Here is a 19,818-nt window from a genome sequence, read left to right as displayed (position 1 = left end):
AGCCCGGTCCACAAACGCATAAACGTAACGACCACCCGGTCCGCGTATGCCCTACGCCACCTTGCGGCTCGCATACTCCGCGATCTCCGTCATCGGCGGCCGCTCCTCCGTGTCCACGGAGTAGGTGCGCGGCTCGAAGCCGTCCGTGCCCCGTTCGAACTGGGTGAGGGAGGGACGGACGAGATGGCCGCGGGCCAGGCGGAGCTGGGCCGTGCGGTAGATGGCCGCCGCCATCCGGCCGAGGGCCTGGCCGTCCTGGTGGCGGTGCTTGCGGACGCCTACGTCGACCTGGGCGAGCGCGTCCAGGCCCACCAGATGCAGGGCGTCGACCAGCATGCCCAGCTCGACCCCGTACCCGACGGGGAACGGCAGCTGTTCCAGCAGGCTGCGCCGGGCCGCGTACTCGCCGCCCAGCGGCTGCACGAAGCCGGCCAGCTGCGGCCAGTGCATGTTGAGCAGGGGGCGGGCCATCAGCTCGGTGACCCGGCCACCCTGTCCCTGCGCCCCGCCGAGGGGACGGTCGTACATGCCCTTGACCAGGTCGATCCCGGGGTCGGTGAGCAGCGGGCCGACGATCCCGGAGACGAAGTCGGAGGAGAACTCCTTCAGGTCGGCGTCGATGAAGCAGACGATGTCCCCGGTCGTGACCAGCAGCGAGCGCCACAGGACCTCGCCCTTGCCGGGGACCGTCGAGATGCGGGGCAGGATGTCGTCGCGGTGCACTACCCGCGCGCCGGCCGCCGCGGCGACCTGGGACGTGCGGTCGGTGGAACCGGAGTCGACGACCACGATCTCGTCGACGAGCGGGACCTGCTGCATCAGGTCGTGGCGGATGATCGCGACGATGTCGCCGACCGTCTCCTCCTCGTTGAGCGCGGGCAGCACGACACTGACCGACTGGCCCGTGCGCTGTTTCGCGGCGAGGATCTGGTGCAGCGGGCGGTCGGTGACGGACCAGGAGTGGGTGCTCAGCCAGCGCTCGACTTCTTCCAGCACGTAGGCGGCTCCTCTGCGTTCTCTCGGCGAAAGGACCGGATTGTGATCCATCTCGCGGTTCGGACGGCTATCTCAACTGTCCTGGCCTTCGGTTACAGTCTTGAACAACGCTGATGACCATCGCATGTCGGGGGTCGTCTCGCGTTCAACGAGTTCAACAACCACATACCGCTCATCCAGAGGGGCAGAGGGATACGGCCCGATGAAGCCCCGGCAACCCTCCAGCCGGTCTCGTAGATCAACGTTGATCATTCCGCGAGGCTCCCGGCTAGGGAAGGTGCCAAATCCGTCTCACGGCGAGATGCGTCGTGAGGAAGATGAGGAGAAAGGGCCTCGCCTCACATGGCTGCGCAGACTGTTGCAAGCACCACCGACTCCACGACCGTAGACCTCGGGCCCGCCTCGGCGCTTTCCTGCCGCGAGTGCGGTCACCGGGTGCCGCTCGGCCCGGTCTTCGCCTGCGAGGAGTGTTTCGGCCCGCTCGAGATCGCGTACGACTTCTCGGCCTACGACACCGAGGAGCTCCGCAAGCGCATCGAGGCGGGACCCGCGAACATCTGGCGCTACGCGCCGCTGCTGCCCGTCCCGGCGGACGTGGCGGACAAGCCGAACATCAACCCCGGCTGGACCAAGCTCGTCAAGGCCGAAAACCTGGCGCGCGAGCTGGGTGTCACCGGCGGACTGTACGTGAAGGACGACTCCGGCAACCCGACGCACTCCTTCAAGGACCGCGTCGTCGCCCAGGCCCTGGAGGCCGCGCGCGCCTTCGGCTTCACCACGCTCTCCTGCTCCTCCACCGGCAACCTCGCGGGTGCCGTCGGCGCCGCCGCGGCCCGCGCCGGCTTCCGGTCCTGCGTGTTCATCCCGCACGACCTGGAGCAGGGCAAGGTCGTCATGGCCGCGGTCTACGGCGGCGAGCTCGTGGGCATCGAGGGCAACTACGACGACGTGAACCGCTTCTGCTCCGAGCTGATCGGCGACCCGGCCGGCGAGGGATGGGGCTTCGTCAACGTCAACCTGCGGCCCTACTACGCGGAAGGGTCCAAGACCCTGGCGTACGAGATCTGCGAGCAGCTCGGCTGGAAGCTCCCCGACCAGCTCGTGGTCCCCATCGCCTCCGGCTCGCAGCTGACGAAGATCGACAAGGGGCTGCAGGAGCTGATCAAGCTCGGGCTCGTCGAGGACAAGCCGTACAAGATCTTCGGGGCTCAGGCCGAGGGGTGCTCGCCGGTGTCGGTCGCCTACAAGGCGGGCCACGACGTGGTGCGGCCGCAGAAGCCGAACACCATCGCCAAGTCCCTGGCCATCGGCAACCCGGCCGACGGGCCGTACGTCCTGGACATCGCGCGCCGCACGGGCGGTGCCGTGGAGGACGTGAACGACGAGCAGGTCGTCGACGCCATCAAGCTGCTGGCCCGCACCGAGGGCATCTTCGCCGAGACCGCCGGCGGCGTGACCGTGGGCGTGACGCGCAAGCTCATCGAGAACGGCGTGCTGGACCCGGCCCTGACCACGGTCGTGCTGAACACCGGCGACGGCCTCAAGACGCTGGATGCGGTGGCAGGCACGGGGTTGACTGCGACCATTCGCCCCAACCTCGATTCGTTCCGCGAGGCCGGGCTCGCCTAGCCGATCTTTCGACTGCGGGCCGGTGGGGGCTGGTCGCGCCCACGCGGCGGTAGCCGCACACCGAACACAGCCCCGCGCCCCTGGGGCGCTTACCTGACCGGAGGTCTTGAACATGAGCGTGTCCGTCCGCATCCCCACCATCCTGCGCACCTACACCGGCGGCCAGGCCGAGGTGAGCGCCGAGGGTGCCACCCTCGCCGAGGTCATCGCCGACCTGGAGAAGAACCACACCGGCATCGCCGCCCGCGTCCTGGACGACCAGGGCAAGCTGCGCCGCTTCGTCAACGTGTACGTCAACGACGACGACGTGCGGTTCGAGCAGGGACTGGAGACGGCGACCCCGGACGGTGCGGGCGTGTCGATCATCCCGGCCGTCGCCGGGGGCTGACCGAATGACCGATCATTACCTTCGGTAACGCCGGTTACGAAGAGTTCATCGAATTGCCCCCTCCGTAAGAGAAGCGGAGGGGGCAATTCAGTGTGGTTGAGCGCGGTACAGTTGGGGAACGCGCTGCTGATCTCCGGATCGGGAGCCCAGAATTCCTGCCGCGTGCCCGTCGAGATGCAGCCAAAGTGTGCATGCCTTTCGCGGCTTTTGTTCCTTTTATGGAGCCCGACTTGCCCTGAATTCGGGCGAATTCTCACTACATTCCGGACCCCTGCCGTCCAGAATTCTCGTCCGATTGACCTGTTGCAGACGGCAGTTGGACAGATACATTCAGCCGCGGTCGACGCGTTCCGGCGCACGCCCCCAAACCGTGGGGGGTGAGGTCTGACCCGGATCCGCGAAGTGCGGATCTGTGCAAGGGCCAGTAATAGGGGAGTTAGGCATGGCTCAGGGCACCGTCAAGTGGTTCAACGCGGAGAAGGGGTACGGCTTCATCGCGGTCGACGGTGGTGCGGATGTTTTCGTCCACTACAGCGCCATCCAGATGGACGGGTACCGCACCCTGGAAGAGGGCCAGCGGGTCGATTTCGAGATCTCGCAGGGCCAGAAGGGGCCGCAGGCGGACATGGTCCGACTGGCGACCAGCTGAAGCACGCGCCGGGTAGACAGCAGCGTCGTTCTTCTTTTCTTCGGAGGGCTCGTACCCCATGGGGAGTCATGGGTGCGGGCCCTCCGGCATGCCCGCGCTCCGCACGGCCCGACGCGCTCCGTCTGCGCCCCCCGCGCCCGGCGCTCCGGGGGCTCAGTCCACGGGAGGCGCTTGCACTCGGCAGGGGCGAGTGCTAATCATTGGCGTTAGCACTCTGAAGGTGAGAGTGACAAAGAAGGACCGGGTCGGTGAGGCCCGCAGGCCGGGTGGGGCAAGGAACCCACGGGTCGGCGAGCCGTCCGTCGCGGGCGCGGGCGCGGTCCGAAGGAATCACCCCCAGTCCTGGAGGGACCACTTCACATGGCCAAGATCATCGCGTTCGACGAGGAGGCGCGGCGCGGCCTCGAGCGCGGCATGAACCAGCTCGCGGACGCCGTGAAGGTGACGCTCGGCCCCAAGGGCCGCAACGTCGTCCTCGAGAAGAAGTGGGGCGCCCCCACGATCACCAACGATGGTGTCTCCATCGCCAAGGAGATCGAGCTCGAGGACCCGTACGAGAAGATCGGCGCCGAGCTGGTCAAGGAAGTCGCCAAGAAGACGGACGACGTCGCCGGTGACGGTACGACCACGGCGACCGTTCTCGCCCAGGCCCTGGTCAAGGAGGGCCTGCGCAACGTAGCCGCCGGCGCCAACCCGATGGCCCTCAAGCGCGGTATCGAGAAGGCCGTCGAGGCCGTCTCCGGTGCCCTGCTGGAGCAGGCGAAGGATGTCGAGACCAAGGAGCAGATCGCTTCGACGGCCTCCATCTCCGCCGCCGACACCCAGATCGGCGAGCTCATCGCCGAGGCCATGGACAAGGTCGGCAAGGAAGGCGTCATCACCGTCGAGGAGTCCCAGACCTTCGGTCTGGAGCTGGAGCTCACCGAGGGTATGCGCTTCGACAAGGGCTACATCTCGGCGTACTTCGCCACCGACATGGAGCGTATGGAGGCCGTCCTCGACGACCCGTACATCCTGATCGCCAACTCCAAGATCTCCTCGGTCAAGGACCTGCTCCCGCTGCTGGAGAAGGTCATGCAGTCGGGCAAGCCGCTGCTGATCATCGCCGAGGACGTCGAGGGCGAGGCCCTGTCGACCCTGGTCGTCAACAAGATCCGCGGCACCTTCAAGTCCGTCGCCGTCAAGGCCCCGGGCTTCGGCGACCGCCGCAAGGCCATGCTCGGCGACATCGCCATCCTCACGGGCGGCGAGGTCATCTCCGAGGAGGTCGGCCTCAAGCTGGAGAACGCCACCCTCGACCTGCTGGGCAAGGCCCGCAAGGTAGTCATCACCAAGGACGAGACCACCATCGTCGACGGTGCCGGTGCCAGCGACCAGGTCGCGGGCCGCGTGAACCAGATCCGCGCCGAGATCGAGAACAGCGACTCGGACTACGACCGCGAGAAGCTGCAGGAGCGCCTGGCGAAGCTCGCCGGCGGTGTCGCGGTCATCAAGGCCGGTGCCGCCACCGAGGTGGAGCTCAAGGAGCGCAAGCACCGCATCGAGGACGCCGTCCGCAACGCGAAGGCCGCCGTCGAGGAGGGCATCGTCGCCGGTGGTGGCGTCGCGCTCATCCAGGCGTCCAGCGTCTTCGAGAAGCTGGACCTCGAGGGTGACGAGGCGACCGGCGCCAACGCCGTGCGCATCGCGCTCGAGGCCCCGCTGAAGCAGATCGCCGTCAACGCCGGCCTCGAGGGCGGCGTCGTGGTGGAGAAGGTCCGCAACCTCACCCCGGGTCACGGCCTCAACGCCGCGACCGGCGAGTACGTCGACCTGGTCAAGGAAGGCATCATCGACCCGGCGAAGGTCACGCGCTCTGCCCTGCAGAACGCCGCCTCCATCGCCGCGCTCTTCCTCACCACCGAGGCCGTCATCGCCGACAAGCCGGAGAAGGCCGCCGCGCCCGCCGGTGGCGGCATGCCGGGCGGTGACATGGACTTCTGATCCGCCTGACGGCTGATCAACGTCCCTAAGGAGGGCGGCACTTCCTGCTCCGGCAGGCGGTGCCGCCCTTCGGCGTGTCCGGGGTCACAGGGCGGCCGGAAATGCGGTGACGCGTGCGGCGGTTGACGCTGAAGCAGTGTCTATGCGTATGCACATACCGAGGAGTACCCCCGCGTGACCGCCACCACCTCCCGCGCCGCCGAGATCCTGTCCCGGCCCACCGCGATCAACGGCCTGACCGTCCCCAACCGCATCGTGATGGCGCCGATGACCCGCCAGTTCTCCCCTGGCGGCATCCCCGGCGAGGACGTGGTCTCGTACTACGCCCGCCGCGCCGCCGCCGGCGTCGGTCTGATCGTCACCGAGGGCACCTATGTCGGCCACGAGTCCGCCGGGCAGAGCGACCGCGTCCCGCGCTTCCACGGCGAGCAGCAACTGGCGGGCTGGCAGCGGGTCGCCGAGGCGGTGCACGCGGCGGGCGGCACGATCGTGCCGCAGCTGTGGCACATCGGCATGGTCCGCGAGCAGGGCGACCCGCCCTTCCCCGACGCCCCCGCCGTCGGCCCCTCCGGCCTGGTCACCGCCGGTGCCGAGCCGACCGGCCGGGCGATGACCCAGCGCGACGTGGACGACGTCATCGGCGCGTTCGCCGAGGCCGCCGCGGCCGCCGAGCGCATCGGCTTCGACGGCGTGGAGATCCACGGCGCGCACGGCTACCTGGTCGACCAGTTCCTGTGGGCGGGGACGAACCACCGCACGGACGCGTACGGCGGTGACCTCGTCGCCCGTGCGAAGTTCGCGGCGGAGATCGTCGCGGCCGTGCGGGAGACCGTGTCGCCCGAGTTCCCGATCATCTTCCGCTACTCGCAGTGGAAGCAGCAGGACTACACCGCTCGGCTCGCCGAGACCCCCGAGGAGCTGGAGGCGATCCTCGCCCCGCTGGCGGCGGCGGGCGTCGACGCGTTCCACGCCTCCACCCGGCGTTACTGGCTGCCCGAGTTCGACGGCGCCGACCTGAACCTGGCCGGCTGGACGAAGAAGCTGACCGGCAAGCAGGTGATCACCGTCGGGTCCGTCGGGCTCGACGGCGACTTCATCCGCGGGTTCGCAGGCGAGGGATCGCCGGTACGGGGCATCGACGACCTGCTCGACCGGCTGGAGAGCGACGAGTACGACCTCGTGGCCGTGGGGCGGGCCCTGCTGCAGGACCCGGAGTGGGCCGCGAAGGTGCTGGCCGGCCGCTTCGACGAGCTGAAGCCCTACGACGCGGCGGCGCTGAAGTCCCTGAGCTGAACGGCGACTCCGCGCCGACCGCCGACCGCGGCCGGCGCGGAGTGCGCGGGTTTGCTTGATTCCAGCAAGCTTGTTCGTTTGAGTGGACCGGCAGCCCCGCATCCCCACCCGTGAGGAGCCGACGATGACGACAGCGGAAGGTCCGGTCGTACGCACCGGAGCCGGCGCGGTGCGAGGACGTCTGGAGGGCGGGCTGGCCGTCTTCCGGGGCGTGCCGTTCGCCGAACCGCCGGTGGGTGAGCTCCGGTTCCAGGCGCCGCGGCCCGTGCGGGCCTGGGACGGGGTACGGGAGGCGTACGCGTTCGGGCCGCCGCCCCCGCAGGATCTCGGTATCCAGGGCCGCAGGGGCGTGCTGGACGCGCCCGACGGCGACGACTGGCTCACCGTCAACGTCTGGACCCCGCAGGCCGATCCGGCCGCGCTCCGTCCGGTGATGGTGTGGATCTACGGCGGCGCCTACAAACTGGGCCACTCCGGCAGCCCCGGCTACGACGCCCAGCGCATCGCGCGCGACGGCGACCTGGTCGTCGTCACCCTCAACTACCGGGTCGGCGTGGAGGGGTTCGCGAGCATCGAGGGGGCGCCCGCCAACCGGGGCCTGCTCGACCAGGTCGCCGCCCTCGAGTGGGTACGGGACAACATCACGGCGTTCGGCGGCGACCCCGGGCGGGTGACCGTGTTCGGGGAGTCGGCGGGCGCGGGGTCGGTGGCGGCGCTGCTGGCCATGCCGAGGGCGCGGGGGCTGTTCGGGCGGGCGATCGCCCAGAGCGTGCCGGGCACCTACTTCTCCGACGAACTCGCCCGGGACATCGCCGCCGAGATCGCCAGGGAGGCCGGTCTGCCGCCGACGGCGGCCGCGCTGTCCGCCGTGGACCCCCGGCAACTCACCTCCGCCGGCGAGGCGTTGAGCGCGAAGATGCGGCAGTACGAGGACCGGTGGGGGCGGGCGGCGCCCACGGTCACGCCCTTCTCGCCGGTCGTCGACGGCGAGGTGCTGCCCGTCACCCCCTGGCAGGCGCTGGCCGCGGGCGCGGCCCGGGACCTGGACCTGCTCGTCGGGCACAACCGCGACGAGTGGCGGCTGTTCCTCGTCATGGGCGAACTGCTCGGCAAGGTCACCGAGGAGCAGGCGGCGTGGGCGCTGCGGACGTTCGGGCCCGGACCCGACGCTGAGCGGGCCTATCGCGCCGCCCACCCCGACGCCACCCCGAGCGACCTGTACGAACGCGTCCAGACGGACTGGCTGTTCACCATGCCGAGCCTGCGGCTGGCTCAGGCGCAGGTGGTGGGCGGCGGCCGCGCCCACTTCTACGAGCTGACCTGGCCGGCGCCCGGCGCGGGCGGCGTCCTCGGCGCCTGCCACGGCCTGGACATCCCCCTGCTGTTCGGCACGTTCGAGGCCGACCTCGGCAACCTGCTCTTCGCGGGGAGCGGTGTGCCGGCGGAGGCGGAGGAGCTGTCGGCGCGCTTCCGCGCGTCGTGGACGGCGTTCGCGCGCACCGGCGACCCGGGCTGGCCGGCGTACGGGGAGGCGGACCGTCTGGTCCAGGTACTGGACGCCCGGCCCGAGGTGCGGCCCTACCCCGAGGAGGCCACGCGGCAGCTGTGGGAGGGCTACGAGTTCACCCCCCTGCCGCTGCTCTCCCAGGCCGACAGGGCCTAGGCCGCCTCGGCGTTCAGAGGTTGCCCAGCGGCTCGATGTCGACCTTCACCGGGGTGCCCCACACCCGCAGCACCTCGTAGTCGGTGAACTCGTGCACCAGCCGGTAGGCCATGGCGGCGCGCGGGCCCCGGCGCTGGGCGGCGAGATACAGCTCCGCCTCGCGCCGGTCCCTCCTCGGCGTACCGCACAGCTGCCACTCCTGCCCCGTCCACAGCTCCGGCAGCCAGCGCTGCTGGGGCTGGGGGCGGTCGCCCCGGACGCCGTAGCGGGAGGGCGCGGACTCGGTGGGGTGCACAGGCAGGGAGCCGCCGTTGAACTCGGCGCGGCGGGCCGCCCGGCGCCGGGTCTCGCAGAGCAGGCAGCGGTCGGGGGCGCTCTCGTCGACCGGGCCGTTCGGGTGCTCGGCGCAGCGGGTGGCGGGGGCCGCCGTGGAGACGCTCTCGTCCAGCAGGTCCAGGGCGCGCCGCAGATCGGCCCTGACCTCGTGCAACCTGGCGTCCGGGGTGTCGGCGGTGAGGGCCTCGCCGTGCTCGCCGAGGAGGCGGAGGGCTCGGCCCAGGGCGGTGAGCTGGGCGTGGTTCATGGGTAACAGTCTGCACCGACAACGGCCCCGGGCCGCCGGCGCCGGTCCCTCAGCGGGCCGCCGCCAGCGCCGCCCGCAGGTGTCCGCCGGACTCCTCGAGCAGCCGGGCCGCCGTGGGGCCGTCGACGTCCGCCAGGAGGGTGAGGATCGCGTTCTTCACCTCGCCGTCCGTGGCCGCCAGGGCCCGCTCGATCTCCTCGTCCGGCGCTCCCGTGGCGAGGGCGACGATACGGCGGGAACGGGCCCGCAGCTTCTCGTTCGAGGCGCGTACGTCGACCATCAGGTTCCCGTACGTCTTGCCCAGCCGGATCATCGTGATCGTCGAGAGCATGTTGAGGACCAGCTTCTGCGCGGTGCCCGCCTTGAGCCGGGTGGAGCCGGTGACCAGTTCGGGCCCTACGACGATCTCGATGCCGTGCTCGGCGGCCGCGGCGAGCGCGCTGTCGGCGTTGCAGGCGAGCCCGACGGTCAGCGCGCCCTGCCGACGGGCGTGTTCGACGGCCGCGATGGCGTACGGGGTGCGCCCGGAGGCGGAGATGCCGACCACCGTGTCGGCGGCGGTGAGGGCGAGCGCGTCCAGGTCGGCGCGGGCGAGGTCGGCGGAGTCCTCGGCGCCCTCGACGGAGGTGACCATGGCGGCGGGACCGCCCGCGACGAGCCCGACCACCTGTTCCGGATCGGTGTTGAAGGTCGGCGGGCACTCGGAGGCGTCCAGCACGCCGAGCCGGCCGGCGGTCCCGGCACCGGCGTAGACGAGCCGGCCGCCGCGGGCCATGCGCTCGGCGATGGCGTCGATGGCGGCGGCGATCTCCGGCAGCCGTGCGGCGACGGACGCGGGGACGGTGGCGTCCTCGCCGTTCATGAGCCGGGCGATCTCCAGGGTGGGCAGCCGGTCGATGTCGGCGAGGTCGGGACGGAAGGCCTCGGTGGTGAGCGATTCCAACTCGGCGCGCAGATCACGGGGGTTGGAGGTGGAGGTCATGGTGGAGCGGCTCTTTCGTGAAGTGCTGCCGGGAACGTGAGAGAGGGAGGGGCGAGGGTCTAGCGCCGGTGCCGGTGGGCGAGCGCCTCGTACGACGCGGCCAGCGAGGGCGCCGCCGTCTCGTACGTCTTCTGCGCCACGCCCACGAACAGGCAGTCCACGACCAGCAGTTGACTGGTCCGGGACGACATCGCGGCCGGCCGCAGCTCGCTCTCCCGGGCGATGGACGTGGTCAGCACGTGATCGGCGTACTGCGCGACCGCCCCGTCCGGCCGCCCGGTGATCGCCACGGTCGTCGCCCCGCGTTCGAAGGCCACCCGCAGCGGCTCCACGACGTCCCCCGTCGACCCGGAGTGCGTTATGGCGATGGCGACGTCACCGGCCCGCAGCTGCACCGCGTTCGTCACGGCCAGGTGCGGGTCGCTGTGCGCGTGGGCTATCAGCCCTATCCGCAGCAGCTTCTGCGTGAGGTCCTGGGCGACCAGCCCCGACGCGCCCACCCCGTACACGTCGATGCGCCGCGCGACGGCGGCCGCGGCGACCGCGGCCCCCAGCTGCACGGTGTCGAGTCCGGCCGCCGTGTCGGCGAGCGTCTGCTGCTCGTCGTAGGCGAGTTTGGCCACGACGTCGGCGATGGGGTCGTCGACGGCGATGTCGGTGGTGATGGCGGGGGCGCGGCCCGACTGCTGCTGCGCCGCGAGTCCGGCGAGGGCCAGCCGCAGATCCCGGTACCCCGGGTACCCGAGCAGCCGGGCGGTGCGGACCACCGTCGCCTCGCTGGTGCCGGTGAGCTCGGCGAGCCCGGTGACCGTGAGGGCGGCGCAGCCGGCCGGGTCGCCCGCGACGGCCTCGGCGACGCGCTGCATGGAACGTGTCATGGAGGGGGCGAGCGTGCGCACCTTGGCGGCGAGGGCCGCGGGGGCGGGCGGCGCTGTGCCCGGCGTGCCCGCACCATGCCCGGCGAAAATTTCCTTCACGTTCTGGGTCACGTATGAAAGATATTTTCGGCCGGGGCACCGGTCAAGAGTGCGCACAATGGGTGCATGGATCCCTCCGACACCCCCGAAACCCCGGGCACCCCGGTCGCCCCCCTGGAGCGGGCGCTGCACGTGGCGCGCGCCCTCGTGCTCGCCGACCTGGCCGCGGGGCGGGTCGCCGCGGCGGACGTGGTGTCCATGGTCGAGGACTCCGTCGCCCAGCGGCGCTGGTGGGTCGAGCAGTGGCCCGAGGGCGTGGAGTTCGTGACGGGGCTGGTCGCCCAGGACGTCCAGGACGCCCTGCTGGAGACGTACGGCCGCTGGCCGCTGTGCCCGGTCTGCGGCTCCGGCGACCCGCACGCGCTGGAGGTCGAGCCCGAACTGGGCGCCGATCCGCACTGGGTCTGCCACAAGGCGGGCGTGCGGGTCGCGGCGGTCGGGGCGCTGGGGCCGGCGACGGGCGGGACGCCCGCGTCGTGACCGTCTACATCGATCCGCCGGACTGGCCCGGCCACGGCCGCATGTGGTCCCACCTCATCAGCGACGTCTCCTTCGACGAACTGCGGCTGTTCGCCGACGCGTTGGGCGTGCCGCGGCGCGCCTTCGAGCGCGACCACTACGACATCCCCTCGCACCGCTACGCGGACGCGGTGGCCGCCGGGGCCGTGCGGGTCAGCAGCCGTGAGGTGGTGCGGCTGCTGACCGCGGCGGGACTGCGACGGCCCAAGGGCCGGGCTCAGCCCCCGAGTTCGTAGGCGAAAGACTCCTCTTCCTCGCTCACCCTGCGGAACCCGGCGCGGGTGAGGACCGCCTGGGAGGGGAGGTTGTCGCGGTCGACCGTCGCGAAGAGTGAGCGGACGTCGTCCCGGGCGAACGCCCAGTCGGCGAGGGCCCGCAGCGCCTCGGTCGCGTAGCCGTTGCCGCGGGCGGACTCGGCCAGGTCGTAGCCGACCTCCGCCCGTCCCTCCTCGTCCGGGACGCCGTGGAAGCCCATGCCGCCGACCGCGCGGCCGTCCTCCCGGCGGACGAGGGCGAAGACGCCGAACTCGGGCCGGTGGAAACCTTCTTCATAGGCCTTGAGCATGAAGCCGGCGGCCTCCCGCGTGCCCGTGAACGGGCCGCCGGGGACCCAGTCGAAGCCGCCGTCGCCGCCGAGCACCAGGTCGCGCGCGGACGCCGGCGTGATGCCTTCCAGGGTGAGGCGGTCGGTGGTGTGGACGAGGTTGTTGTTCCAGCGCCACTCGGTCACCGGTGCGCGGCCGGGCAGTTCGCCGCGCCCGGTGGCCCACAGCAGGGTGCGCCAGGCGTCGGCGCCGGGCCGGACGTGCGGGAAGATCGTGGTGAGGATGAACTCGGCCAGGGCGGACGGGGGTTCGTAGGCCACCCGCAGGCCGCCCGCGATGTCGTACGTGTGCAGCAGCACCTCGGCGACGCCCATCGCGGCGAAGCCCTCGCGGTTCGCGCTGCGGAAGGGGTACGGGTGGAAGGCGCGGGCCTCGCGCGGGGCGGTGCGGACCGCCGCGGTCAGCAGGGCGCCCATCGACTCGACGAGGTGCAGCAGGCCCGTGTTGTCGGTGCCCTCGTCGAGCGTGATCTCGAAGGGGACGTAGCCGTCGCGGGCGCGTCCGGCGAGGTTCGCCCCGTACCCGACGAGGCACTCCGCGATGTGGAACGCCGTCTCGTGGACGGTCCACTCCATCCCGGCCGCCCGCACCGCCGTCCAGTCCCGGTCCACCGCAGGCCGCAGTGCCGCGAGACAGCCCGCGACGGCCTCTTCCACCTGATCCCCGCCCATTGCACGCATGGGCCGAAGGCTATTCGGCCGCCTCCGCGGCGGTCGACAGGATTTCCAGCTCGGAGGAGAGGTTGTAACGGGCCGTCGCCTCCCACTTCTCCCGTCCGTACGGCGTGCTGAACAGCTGGGGCAGTGCGAGGAGTTGACGCAGCACGTCGGCCCGTCCCGCGCGGAAGGCGTCGTTCGGCACGAAGTGGTACTCCTCGCGCACGGCCGCGGTGTAGGCGGCGTACGCGGCGGGCGGCGAGGCGAGGACCGCGAGGTCGGCGTCGCACAGGACCTGGCCGTCGCGGTCGTCGTCGGCGGGGTCGTGGGTGACGGTGAGCCGGACGAGCCGGGCGACCTCGGCGGTGGTGTCGTCGGGGACGCCGGCCTCGGGGAGGGCGCGTTCGGCGAGGCGGGCGGAGCGCTCCTCGTTCTCGGACCGGTCAGGGAGGTAGACGGCGTCGTGGAACCAGGCCGCCAGACGCACCGCGTCCGGATCGTCCGCGTATTCCTCCAGCGTGTCGACGTGGTCGAGGACGGCGACGAGGTGGGCGAGCGTGTGGTACCGGCGCTGCGGCTCCTGCCAGCGGGCCAGCAGGTTGTCGGCGTACGGCACCGGGTCGGGACCGGTGGCGGAGCCTCGGGCTCCGTCCAGGGCGCGGGTCCAGCGGGAACGCAGGGCGTCGAGATCGGCCATGCGTCCATTCTCCCGCCGATCACCTCCCGCCCCTAGCGTGACCCCATGACTACTACGACTCCCGAAGCACGTGACCCCGAACTTCCCGGCCGTCTCCTGGTCGCCGAGCGCGACGCTCTCGTACCGCTGCTGCGGGCCCGGCCGGACGCGGACTTCGCGCTGCCGACCACCGGGTGCCCGGGGTGGACCGTGCGGGACGTGCTCGCGCACTGTTCGTCCGCGCTGATGCGGGTGGTGGAGAGCCGGTTCGAGAAGGGCGTCTTCTCTCCCGAGGCCAACGACCGCGACATCGCCGAGCGGGCGGAGTGGACCAACCGGCAGGTCGTCGACGAGCTGGAGCGCGGGATGACCGAGGCCGGACCGGTGATCGCCAAGGCCGGCGGCATCCTGGACATGGTCGCGCTGGGCGAGTGGGTGCACGCCGGCGACGTACGCGAGGTGTGGGGCGAGCCGGGCGCCTACGCCGGCGCCGGGCTCCCGGACGCGCTCACCCTCCTGGCCCGGATCACCCGCGAGAAGGGCCGGGCGCCGCTCCACGCCGACCTGGAGGACAGGGACGAGCCGCTGCTGCTGGGCGAGGTGAGCGGGGAGCGGACGCCGGCCCGTTTCATCGGCGACGCCGCCACCCTCGTACGGCTGTACGCGGGCCGTCCGGTGCCGCGGGAGGTCTCGTACGAGCTGGCGGGAGCGGAGGCGGGGGACCTGAACATCTTTGGCTGAGGGGCGTCGTCGTGCGGGCGGCGGCAGGGGCGTAGTCTGTGAATTGGACTAGACCTGTGCACCGAGGTCGTACCGCCTGCCCAATCGACGAATGGGGTCCCATGAGCAAGCGTGCAGTCCTGGAGGTGATCGCCCTCGACGCCGAGGACGCGGTCGCCGCCCAGGCCGGAGGCGCGGACCGCCTCGAACTGGTCACCGACATGGCGGCCGACGGCCTGACCCCGCAGGCCACCACGTTCACCGCGATCCGCGCCGCCGTCGACATCTCGCTGCGCGTGATGCTGCGGCTGGCCGACGGGTTCACGGCGGGAGACGTGGAGCGGCTGGCCGGGGTCGCACAGGACATGCGGGCCGCGGGCGCCGACGAGTTCGTGCTCGGGTTCCTCGACGGCGAGGGCTGGGTCGACCTCGCCGCGGTGGAGCGGGTCGTCGCCGAACTGGACGGCTGCCGCTGGACCTTCCACCGGGCGATCGACCACACCGTCGACCGGGACGGGCTGCGCAAGCGGCTGGACGGCCTGCCGGGCCTGGACACCATCCTCACCGCGGGCTCGGCCACCGGCGTCGACGACGGGCTCCCGACCCTGCTCGCCGAGGCGGCCAGGGGCGGGGAGCCCGGCTACGAGCAGCGACTGCTGGTGGGCGGCGGCCTCCGGCTGGACCACGTACCGCGCCTGCGCACCGCCGGCATCGACGCGTTCCACATCGGCGGGGCGGCGAGGCCCGGAGGCTGGGACGCGCCGGTGTCCGCGGAGGCCGTCGGTCAGTGGCGCCGGGTCCTGGACGAGTCGGCGCCCCGGTAGCCGCTCACCCTTCGAGCTGGGGCGGCAGCGGCGCCGCGTGGGTGACGATCAGGCCGGAGACGGCTCGGGTGAGGGTCACGTACAGCCGGCGCAACCCCGTCCGCTCGTCCGGCTCGCCGTCCACCACGGCCTGCGGTTCGTCCAGGACGACGTAGTCGTACTCCAGGCCCTTGGCGAGCGAGGCCGGAACCAGGGTCAGCCGGGTCTCGGCCGTCGTCTCCTCGCCAGGGGCCAGGTGGCCGATGCCGGCCGCCGTCAGTGCCTCGGCGAGTGCCGGAACGCGGGCGTCGGCCGCGATGAGACCGGTCGAGCCCTCGTTGCGCAGCAACTCCGAGCAGGCGGCGACGACTTCATCGGTGGCCGCGACCGTTCGCAGGTCGAAGAAGCCGGGGTTCTCACGGACCGACGCGACCGGGGCGAGGCCGGGGGCGATGTGCGGCAGGAGACGGGAGGCGTAGGTGATGACGTCCGTCGGAACGCGGAAACCGGCCGTCAGCTCCTCGATCACCCCGTCGGCCTTGCCCAGGTGCGCCAGGGCCTCGTCCCAACTCCGGGTCGCCCAGGGCGTGGTGCCCTGCGCCAGGTCGCCGAGGACCGTCGCCGAGCCCGTGGTGCAGCGGCGGCCGACGGCGCGGTACTGCATGGGGGACAGGTCCTGCGCCTCGTCCAGGACCACATGGCCGAGGGAGTGGGTGCGCTGGACGATGTCCGTCGTCTCGTCGATCAGCACCGCGTCCGCCGCGGACCACCTGGCGGCCTTGACGCTGCGCACCGGCTTCGCCCACAGGATCGTCTTGCGCTCCTCCTCGGCCAGGACGCCCTCCGCGTGCTCCGCCAGGAAGTCCGCGTCGGTCAGCAGCCGCAGCACCAGCTTCGCCGGGTCGACCGGCGGCCAGATCTGCTTCACCGCCGCCTTCACCGCCGCGTTGCGGGCCACCGCGTCCTGCACCCGGTCGTCCGGCGCCTCACCGGAGCGCTCCATCTGCACCAGCACCGCGTGCGCGATGCGCTGCGGAAGGGCCTCACGGGCGGCGCCGTAACGGATGTCCCGGTTCAGCAACTCACGCACGATGTCCTGCAGTTCGTACGCCGGGACCCGCCAGCGGCGCGAGCCGCGCACCACGACCACCGGCTCGTCCGGCATGGTCACGTGCGAATACACGGCCCGCCGCAGCACCTCGGCCATCCGCGCGTCGCCCTTGACGACCGCGGCCGCCGCGTCGTCCGTCCCGCGCACCTCCACCTGCGCCACCAGGTCGTCCACCGTCGCCTGCTGCACGGTCAACTCGCCCAGCGCGGGCAGCACTTGCTCGATGTAGTGCAGGAAGGACCGGTTGGGCCCGATGACGAGCGTGCCGGTGCGGGCGAGGCGCTCGCGGTGGGCGTACAGCAGGTAGGCGACCCGGTGCAGGCCCACGGCCGTCTTCCCGGTGCCCGGGCCGCCCTGCACGCACACCGTGCCGCCGAGTCCGGACCGCACGATCTCGTCCTGCTCCGGCTGGATGGTGGCCACGATGTCCCGCATCGGGCCGACGCGCGGACGCTCGATCTCCTGCTGGAGCAGCTTGCTGGTGCGCGCCGCCTCCGCCGGGTCGGAGAGGTGCTCGTCCTCGTACGCGGTGATGTCGCCGCGCGTGTAGCCGAAGCGGCGGCGCAGCGCGATGTCCATCGGGTCCTTCTTGGACGCCCGGTAGAACGGCTGCGACACCGGCGCCCGCCAGTCGATGACCATCGGGTCGCCGTCGTGGTCGTGCACGTGCCGGCGCCCGATGTAGAAGCGCTCACCCTCCGCGCCCTCGGCCCGGTCCGCGCCCGGAGCGTGCAGGTAGTCCAGGCGGCCGAAGAACAGCGGGGTGTCGCTGAGGTCGGCCAGCGCCTTGATCCGCTCGTCGATCTGGCGGGCCAGGACCTCGGCGTTGACCCAGTTCGCGGTGACGTCGCGGATGTCCAGCGACTCGACGTCCTCGCGCATGGCGCGCAGCGCCGCACGGGATCCGGCGAGGTGGGCGCGCTCGCGGGAGAGGGGGTCGTCCAGGGGCGCGGGGTCGTCGACGGACGTGGACAAGGGGGTGCCTCCGAAGGTGCCGCGGGTCGGGTGACTGCTGCTGCGAGATGCCGGCCGGTTTCCGTCCGGTCGGCGGCGCTCCGTCGAGGGAGGCGGGCAAGAGCGGAGATTTTAGGCGAGGGGGCGCTGCGGTGGCCAACCGTTTTTCCGGGGGTACCGGCCCGGTCCCCGGCTCCCCCTAGGGGTTCGCCCTTCCATCCCCGGGTGGACGCCTTCACCCACGGGGGGTACCCAGGTATCACAGCAAGTGGGGACCTTGGGCCGATGCTCTCCTTATGTCCGGGACGACACCATGGACACATGAGTGCAGCGACCATCACCCCAGCCCCCGGTCGCCCGTCCGGTGCGACCCCCGTCTCCGACCTCCACGGCACCCACCGCCTCGGCAACGCCCTCCGCGCCATCCGCGTCTTCGCCGGCGCCGCCTTCGACGTCGTCATACTCGGCGAGTACGGCGAGGAAGCGGGCGTCCGCCGCAGGTGATCCGCGGGACCACCTGAGTAGGTGGCCACGCGTGGGATGAGTATCCGTACCGGTGCCCCGCCGTCCCGCGCCCCGGTTCACTGCTCGTATGACCACACAGCACTTCGCGGCACAGCCCCCGGCCTCGCCGGACCCGGCCGGGCGGGACCCCAGGGCCTGGATCCCGCCGCTGGTCGCGACGGTTCTCCTGGTGTTCCTGGGCCCCGTGGCACTGTTCTTCGGCGGCCTGTCCGCCATGGCGACGGACGCCTGCGGCCCTGACGACTGCTCGTCGGCGCTCACCACCCGCCTGGACCTGATCTACGGCACCCTCGACTACGGCATCCTGCCCACCCTCGCCGCGCTCGCCACCGCCTGGGCCCTGCCCTGGAAGCTGCGCTGGCTGCCCGTCCGTGTCCTCGCCGCCGTCGCCACCCTGCTCCCGGCGCTGTTCGTGCTGCTGCTGGTGTTCACCCTGCCCGCGCCCTGAGGGCGGGCCTCAGCCCTCCGCCAGGAGTTCGTCCGCGTCCACGATCCGGTAGGCGTACCCCTGCTCCGCCAGGAACCGCTGCCGGTGGGCGGCGAAGTCCTGGTCGATGGTGTCCCGGGCGACCACCGAGTAGAAGTGGGCCTGGTGGCCGTCGGCCTTCGGCCGCAGCACCCGCCCCAGCCGCTGCGCCTCCTCCTGCCGCGAACCGAAGGTGCCGGACACCTGGATCGCGACCGTCGCCTCCGGCAGGTCGATGGAGAAGTTCGCGACCTTCGACACCACCAGCACGCTGATCTCGCCCTCGCGGAAGGCGTCGAAGAGCTTCTCGCGCTGGGCGTTGGAGGTCTCGCCCTTGATGACGGGCGCGTTCAGATGCTCGCCCAGCTCGTCGAGCTGGTCGATGTACTGGCCGATGACGAGGGTCTGCTGCCCGGCGAACCGGCGTACCAGCGCCTCCGTGACCTTCCGCTTGGTCGCGGTCGTCGCGCAGAAGCGGTACTTCTCCTCCTGCTCGGCGGTGGCGTACGCGAGCCGCTCGGAGTCGGTGAGGTTGACCCGGACCTCCACGCAGTCGGCCGGAGCGATGTAGCCCTGCGCCTCGATCTCCTTCCACGGAGCGTCGAACCGCTTCGGGCCGATCAGCGAGAACACGTCCGACTCACGGCCGTCCTCGCGCACCAGGGTCGCCGTCAGGCCCAGCCGCCGCCGCGCCTGCAGGTCCGCGGTGAACTTGAACACCGGAGCCGGCAGCAGGTGCACCTCGTCGTAGACGATCAGCCCCCAGTCCCGGGAGTCGAACAGCTCCAGGTGCGGGTAGACGCCCTTCCGCTTCGTCGTCAGCACCTGGTACGTGGCGATGGTGACGGGCCGGATCTCCTTGCGGGTCCCGCTGTACTCGCCGATCTCCTCCTCGGTCAGCGAGGTCCGCTTCACCAGCTCGTGCTTCCACTGCCGGGCGGAGACGGTGTTGGTGACCAGGATGAGCGTCGTGGACTTGGCCTGCGCCATCGACCCGGCGCCCACCAGCGTCTTGCCGGCACCGCAGGGCAGCACGACGACCCCGCTACCGCCGTGCCAGAAGTTCTCCACCGCCTGCTTCTGGTACGGCCTGAGCGCCCATCCGTCCTCGGCGAGCTCGATCGGGTGCGCCTCGCCGTCCACGTACCCGGCGAGGTCCTCGGCCGGCCAGCCCAGCTTCAGCAGCGTCTGCTTGATCTGTCCGCGCTCGGAGGGGTGCACGGCGACGGTGTCGGGGTCGATGCGGGCGCCGACCAGCGGCGCGACGCGCTTGGAGCGCAGCACCTCCTCCAGCACCGGCCGGTCGGTGGTGGTCAGCACGAGGCCGTGCGCGGGGTGCTTGCTCAGCGTCAGCCGGCCGTACCGGTCCATCGTCTCGGCGACGTCCACGAGCAGCGCGTGCGGCACCGGGTAGCGGCTGAACTGCACCAGCGCGTCGACGACCTGCTCGGCGTCGTGCCCGGCGGCACGCGCGTTCCACAGCCCGAGCGGAGTCACCCGGTAGGTGTGGATGTGTTCGGGCGCCCGCTCCAGCTCCGCGAAGGCCGCGATGGCACGACGGCACTCATCGGCCTGCTCGTGGTCGACCTCCAGGAGCAGGGTCTTGTCGGACTGGACGATGAGAGGACCGTTCACCTAGG

At 71.6% G+C, this 19,818-nt stretch carries 20 protein-coding genes and 1 riboswitch; of the genes, 12 read left to right on the top strand and 8 right to left on the bottom strand.

Features of this window, described 5'->3' with window-relative positions; translation table 11 throughout:
- Positions 1-51: 51 nt before the first annotated feature.
- On the bottom strand, positions 52-996 hold the full coding sequence (locus tag FBY22_RS39085) for a glucosyl-3-phosphoglycerate synthase (RefSeq protein ID WP_142153025.1): 945 nt from the start codon (positions 994-996) through the stop codon (positions 52-54).
- Positions 997-1,165: 169 nt separating this feature from the next.
- A riboswitch (SAM riboswitch) is annotated at positions 1,166-1,320 on the top strand.
- 18 nt (positions 1,321-1,338) lie between these two features.
- Between FBY22_RS39085 and thrC the strand changes: the two genes are divergently transcribed.
- The 6 genes from thrC (at position 1,339) to FBY22_RS39055 (ending at position 8,601) form a co-directional block, all read left to right on the top strand.
- Positions 1,339-2,625 (top strand): threonine synthase, encoded by a 1,287-nt coding sequence (gene thrC, locus FBY22_RS39080; RefSeq protein WP_142153023.1) that lies wholly within the window; start codon positions 1,339-1,341, stop codon positions 2,623-2,625.
- A 112-nt stretch (positions 2,626-2,737) separates the two neighbouring features.
- Positions 2,738-3,013, top strand: a complete 276-nt coding sequence (locus FBY22_RS39075; protein ID WP_142153020.1) for a MoaD/ThiS family protein — start codon at positions 2,738-2,740, stop codon at positions 3,011-3,013.
- 442 nt (positions 3,014-3,455) lie between these two features.
- Complete coding sequence (locus FBY22_RS39070) at positions 3,456-3,662, top strand: cold-shock protein (RefSeq protein WP_019057200.1); 207 nt, start codon at positions 3,456-3,458, stop codon at positions 3,660-3,662.
- Positions 3,663-4,022: 360 nt separating this feature from the next.
- Positions 4,023-5,645, top strand: coding sequence for a chaperonin GroEL (groL, locus tag FBY22_RS39065; RefSeq protein WP_142153018.1), 1,623 nt, complete (start codon positions 4,023-4,025; stop codon positions 5,643-5,645).
- A 174-nt stretch (positions 5,646-5,819) separates the two neighbouring features.
- Positions 5,820-6,938, top strand: coding sequence for an NADH:flavin oxidoreductase (locus FBY22_RS39060; RefSeq protein WP_142153016.1), 1,119 nt, complete (start codon positions 5,820-5,822; stop codon positions 6,936-6,938).
- A 124-nt stretch (positions 6,939-7,062) separates the two neighbouring features.
- Positions 7,063-8,601 carry a carboxylesterase/lipase family protein gene (locus FBY22_RS39055; RefSeq protein WP_142153014.1) on the top strand — a complete coding sequence of 513 codons (1,539 nt, stop codon included), beginning with the start codon at positions 7,063-7,065 and terminating at the stop codon, positions 8,599-8,601.
- A gap of 13 nt (positions 8,602-8,614) precedes the next feature.
- Here the strand turns inward: FBY22_RS39055 and FBY22_RS39050 are convergent, their stop codons facing one another.
- From FBY22_RS39050 to FBY22_RS39040, 3 genes are read right to left on the bottom strand one after another with little or no spacing between them, the layout of a single operon-like run.
- Positions 8,615-9,184, bottom strand: coding sequence for a hypothetical protein (locus FBY22_RS39050; RefSeq protein ID WP_142153012.1), 570 nt, complete (start codon positions 9,182-9,184; stop codon positions 8,615-8,617).
- A gap of 49 nt (positions 9,185-9,233) precedes the next feature.
- Positions 9,234-10,166 (bottom strand): N-acetylmuramic acid 6-phosphate etherase, encoded by a 933-nt coding sequence (murQ, locus tag FBY22_RS39045; RefSeq protein ID WP_142153010.1) that lies wholly within the window; start codon positions 10,164-10,166, stop codon positions 9,234-9,236.
- Positions 10,167-10,225: 59 nt separating this feature from the next.
- The gene (locus FBY22_RS39040; RefSeq protein WP_142153008.1) at positions 10,226-11,155 is read right to left on the bottom strand and encodes a MurR/RpiR family transcriptional regulator; all 930 of its coding nucleotides are present in this window, start codon (positions 11,153-11,155) and stop codon (positions 10,226-10,228) included.
- Between the two features lie 54 nt (positions 11,156-11,209).
- Between FBY22_RS39040 and FBY22_RS39035 the strand changes: the two genes are divergently transcribed.
- Positions 11,210-11,623 (top strand): hypothetical protein, encoded by a 414-nt coding sequence (locus FBY22_RS39035; RefSeq protein ID WP_142153006.1) that lies wholly within the window; start codon positions 11,210-11,212, stop codon positions 11,621-11,623.
- Entirely contained in the window at positions 11,620-11,898 is a 279-nt protein-coding gene (locus tag FBY22_RS39030; RefSeq protein ID WP_142153004.1) for a DUF4031 domain-containing protein, read from the top strand. Before FBY22_RS39035 ends, FBY22_RS39030 begins: the two co-directional genes overlap by 4 nt.
- Here FBY22_RS39030 and FBY22_RS39025 read toward each other — a convergent pair.
- A complete protein-coding gene (locus FBY22_RS39025; protein WP_174267446.1) occupies positions 11,880-12,938 on the bottom strand; it encodes a GNAT family N-acetyltransferase in 1,059 nt (352 codons plus the stop codon). The two genes, FBY22_RS39030 and FBY22_RS39025, sit on opposite strands and share 19 nt — an antisense overlap.
- Before the next feature lie 19 nt (positions 12,939-12,957).
- Entirely contained in the window at positions 12,958-13,620 is a 663-nt protein-coding gene (locus FBY22_RS39020) for a hypothetical protein (protein WP_142153002.1), read from the bottom strand.
- A gap of 45 nt (positions 13,621-13,665) precedes the next feature.
- Here FBY22_RS39020 and FBY22_RS39015 point away from each other — a divergent pair, with 45 nt between their 5' ends.
- Together FBY22_RS39015 and FBY22_RS39010 are read left to right on the top strand one after the other, a co-directional pair.
- Positions 13,666-14,340 (top strand): maleylpyruvate isomerase family mycothiol-dependent enzyme, encoded by a 675-nt coding sequence (locus FBY22_RS39015; protein WP_142153000.1) that lies wholly within the window; start codon positions 13,666-13,668, stop codon positions 14,338-14,340.
- A 101-nt stretch (positions 14,341-14,441) separates the two neighbouring features.
- Positions 14,442-15,143, top strand: a complete 702-nt coding sequence (locus tag FBY22_RS39010) for a copper homeostasis protein CutC (protein WP_142152998.1) — start codon at positions 14,442-14,444, stop codon at positions 15,141-15,143.
- 4 nt (positions 15,144-15,147) lie between these two features.
- Here FBY22_RS39010 and FBY22_RS39005 read toward each other — a convergent pair whose 3' ends face one another.
- Positions 15,148-17,208 (bottom strand): UvrD-helicase domain-containing protein, encoded by a 2,061-nt coding sequence (locus FBY22_RS39005; protein WP_142152996.1) that lies wholly within the window; start codon positions 17,206-17,208, stop codon positions 15,148-15,150.
- A gap of 300 nt (positions 17,209-17,508) precedes the next feature.
- On the opposite strand from FBY22_RS39005, the gene FBY22_RS39000 reads away from it, so the two are divergent.
- Together FBY22_RS39000 and FBY22_RS38995 are read left to right on the top strand one after the other, a co-directional pair.
- Entirely contained in the window at positions 17,509-17,691 is a 183-nt protein-coding gene (locus tag FBY22_RS39000; RefSeq protein WP_174267405.1) for a hypothetical protein, read from the top strand.
- An 88-nt stretch (positions 17,692-17,779) separates the two neighbouring features.
- On the top strand, positions 17,780-18,160 hold the full coding sequence (locus tag FBY22_RS38995) for a hypothetical protein (protein WP_142152992.1): 381 nt from the start codon (positions 17,780-17,782) through the stop codon (positions 18,158-18,160).
- A gap of 9 nt (positions 18,161-18,169) precedes the next feature.
- On the opposite strand, the gene FBY22_RS38990 is transcribed toward FBY22_RS38995, so the two are convergent.
- Positions 18,170-19,813 carry a DNA repair helicase XPB gene (locus FBY22_RS38990; protein ID WP_142152990.1) on the bottom strand — a complete coding sequence of 548 codons (1,644 nt, stop codon included), beginning with the start codon at positions 19,811-19,813 and terminating at the stop codon, positions 18,170-18,172.
- Positions 19,814-19,818: the final 5 nt, after the last annotated feature.

The sequence above is a fragment of the Streptomyces sp. SLBN-31 genome, assembly GCF_006715395.1.
Lineage (GTDB): Bacteria > Actinomycetota > Actinomycetes > Streptomycetales > Streptomycetaceae > Streptomyces.
The sequence above is the reverse complement of the archived record's forward strand: the minus strand, read 5'-3'. Positions and strand labels throughout refer to the sequence as shown.

Coding starts and splice junctions, on each gene's coding strand:
- FBY22_RS39010 (WP_142152998.1), top strand. CDS start 14,442: ATGAGCAAGCGTGCAGTCCTGGAGGTGATCGCCCTCGACGCCGAGGAC.
- FBY22_RS39070 (WP_019057200.1), top strand. CDS start 3,456: ATGGCTCAGGGCACCGTCAAGTGGTTCAACGCGGAGAAGGGGTACGGC.
- murQ (WP_142153010.1), bottom strand. CDS start 10,166: ATGACCTCCACCTCCAACCCCCGTGATCTGCGCGCCGAGTTGGAATCG.
- FBY22_RS39055 (WP_142153014.1), top strand. CDS start 7,063: ATGACGACAGCGGAAGGTCCGGTCGTACGCACCGGAGCCGGCGCGGTG.
- FBY22_RS39050 (WP_142153012.1), bottom strand. CDS start 9,184: ATGAACCACGCCCAGCTCACCGCCCTGGGCCGAGCCCTCCGCCTCCTC.
- thrC (WP_142153023.1), top strand. CDS start 1,339: ATGGCTGCGCAGACTGTTGCAAGCACCACCGACTCCACGACCGTAGAC.
- FBY22_RS39025 (WP_174267446.1), bottom strand. CDS start 12,938: ATGGGCGGGGATCAGGTGGAAGAGGCCGTCGCGGGCTGTCTCGCGGCA.
- FBY22_RS39035 (WP_142153006.1), top strand. CDS start 11,210: ATGGATCCCTCCGACACCCCCGAAACCCCGGGCACCCCGGTCGCCCCC.
- FBY22_RS39020 (WP_142153002.1), bottom strand. CDS start 13,620: ATGGCCGATCTCGACGCCCTGCGTTCCCGCTGGACCCGCGCCCTGGAC.
- FBY22_RS38995 (WP_142152992.1), top strand. CDS start 17,780: ATGACCACACAGCACTTCGCGGCACAGCCCCCGGCCTCGCCGGACCCG.
- FBY22_RS39000 (WP_174267405.1), top strand. CDS start 17,509: ATGAGTGCAGCGACCATCACCCCAGCCCCCGGTCGCCCGTCCGGTGCG.
- FBY22_RS39075 (WP_142153020.1), top strand. CDS start 2,738: ATGAGCGTGTCCGTCCGCATCCCCACCATCCTGCGCACCTACACCGGC.
- groL (WP_142153018.1), top strand. CDS start 4,023: ATGGCCAAGATCATCGCGTTCGACGAGGAGGCGCGGCGCGGCCTCGAG.
- FBY22_RS39015 (WP_142153000.1), top strand. CDS start 13,666: ATGACTACTACGACTCCCGAAGCACGTGACCCCGAACTTCCCGGCCGT.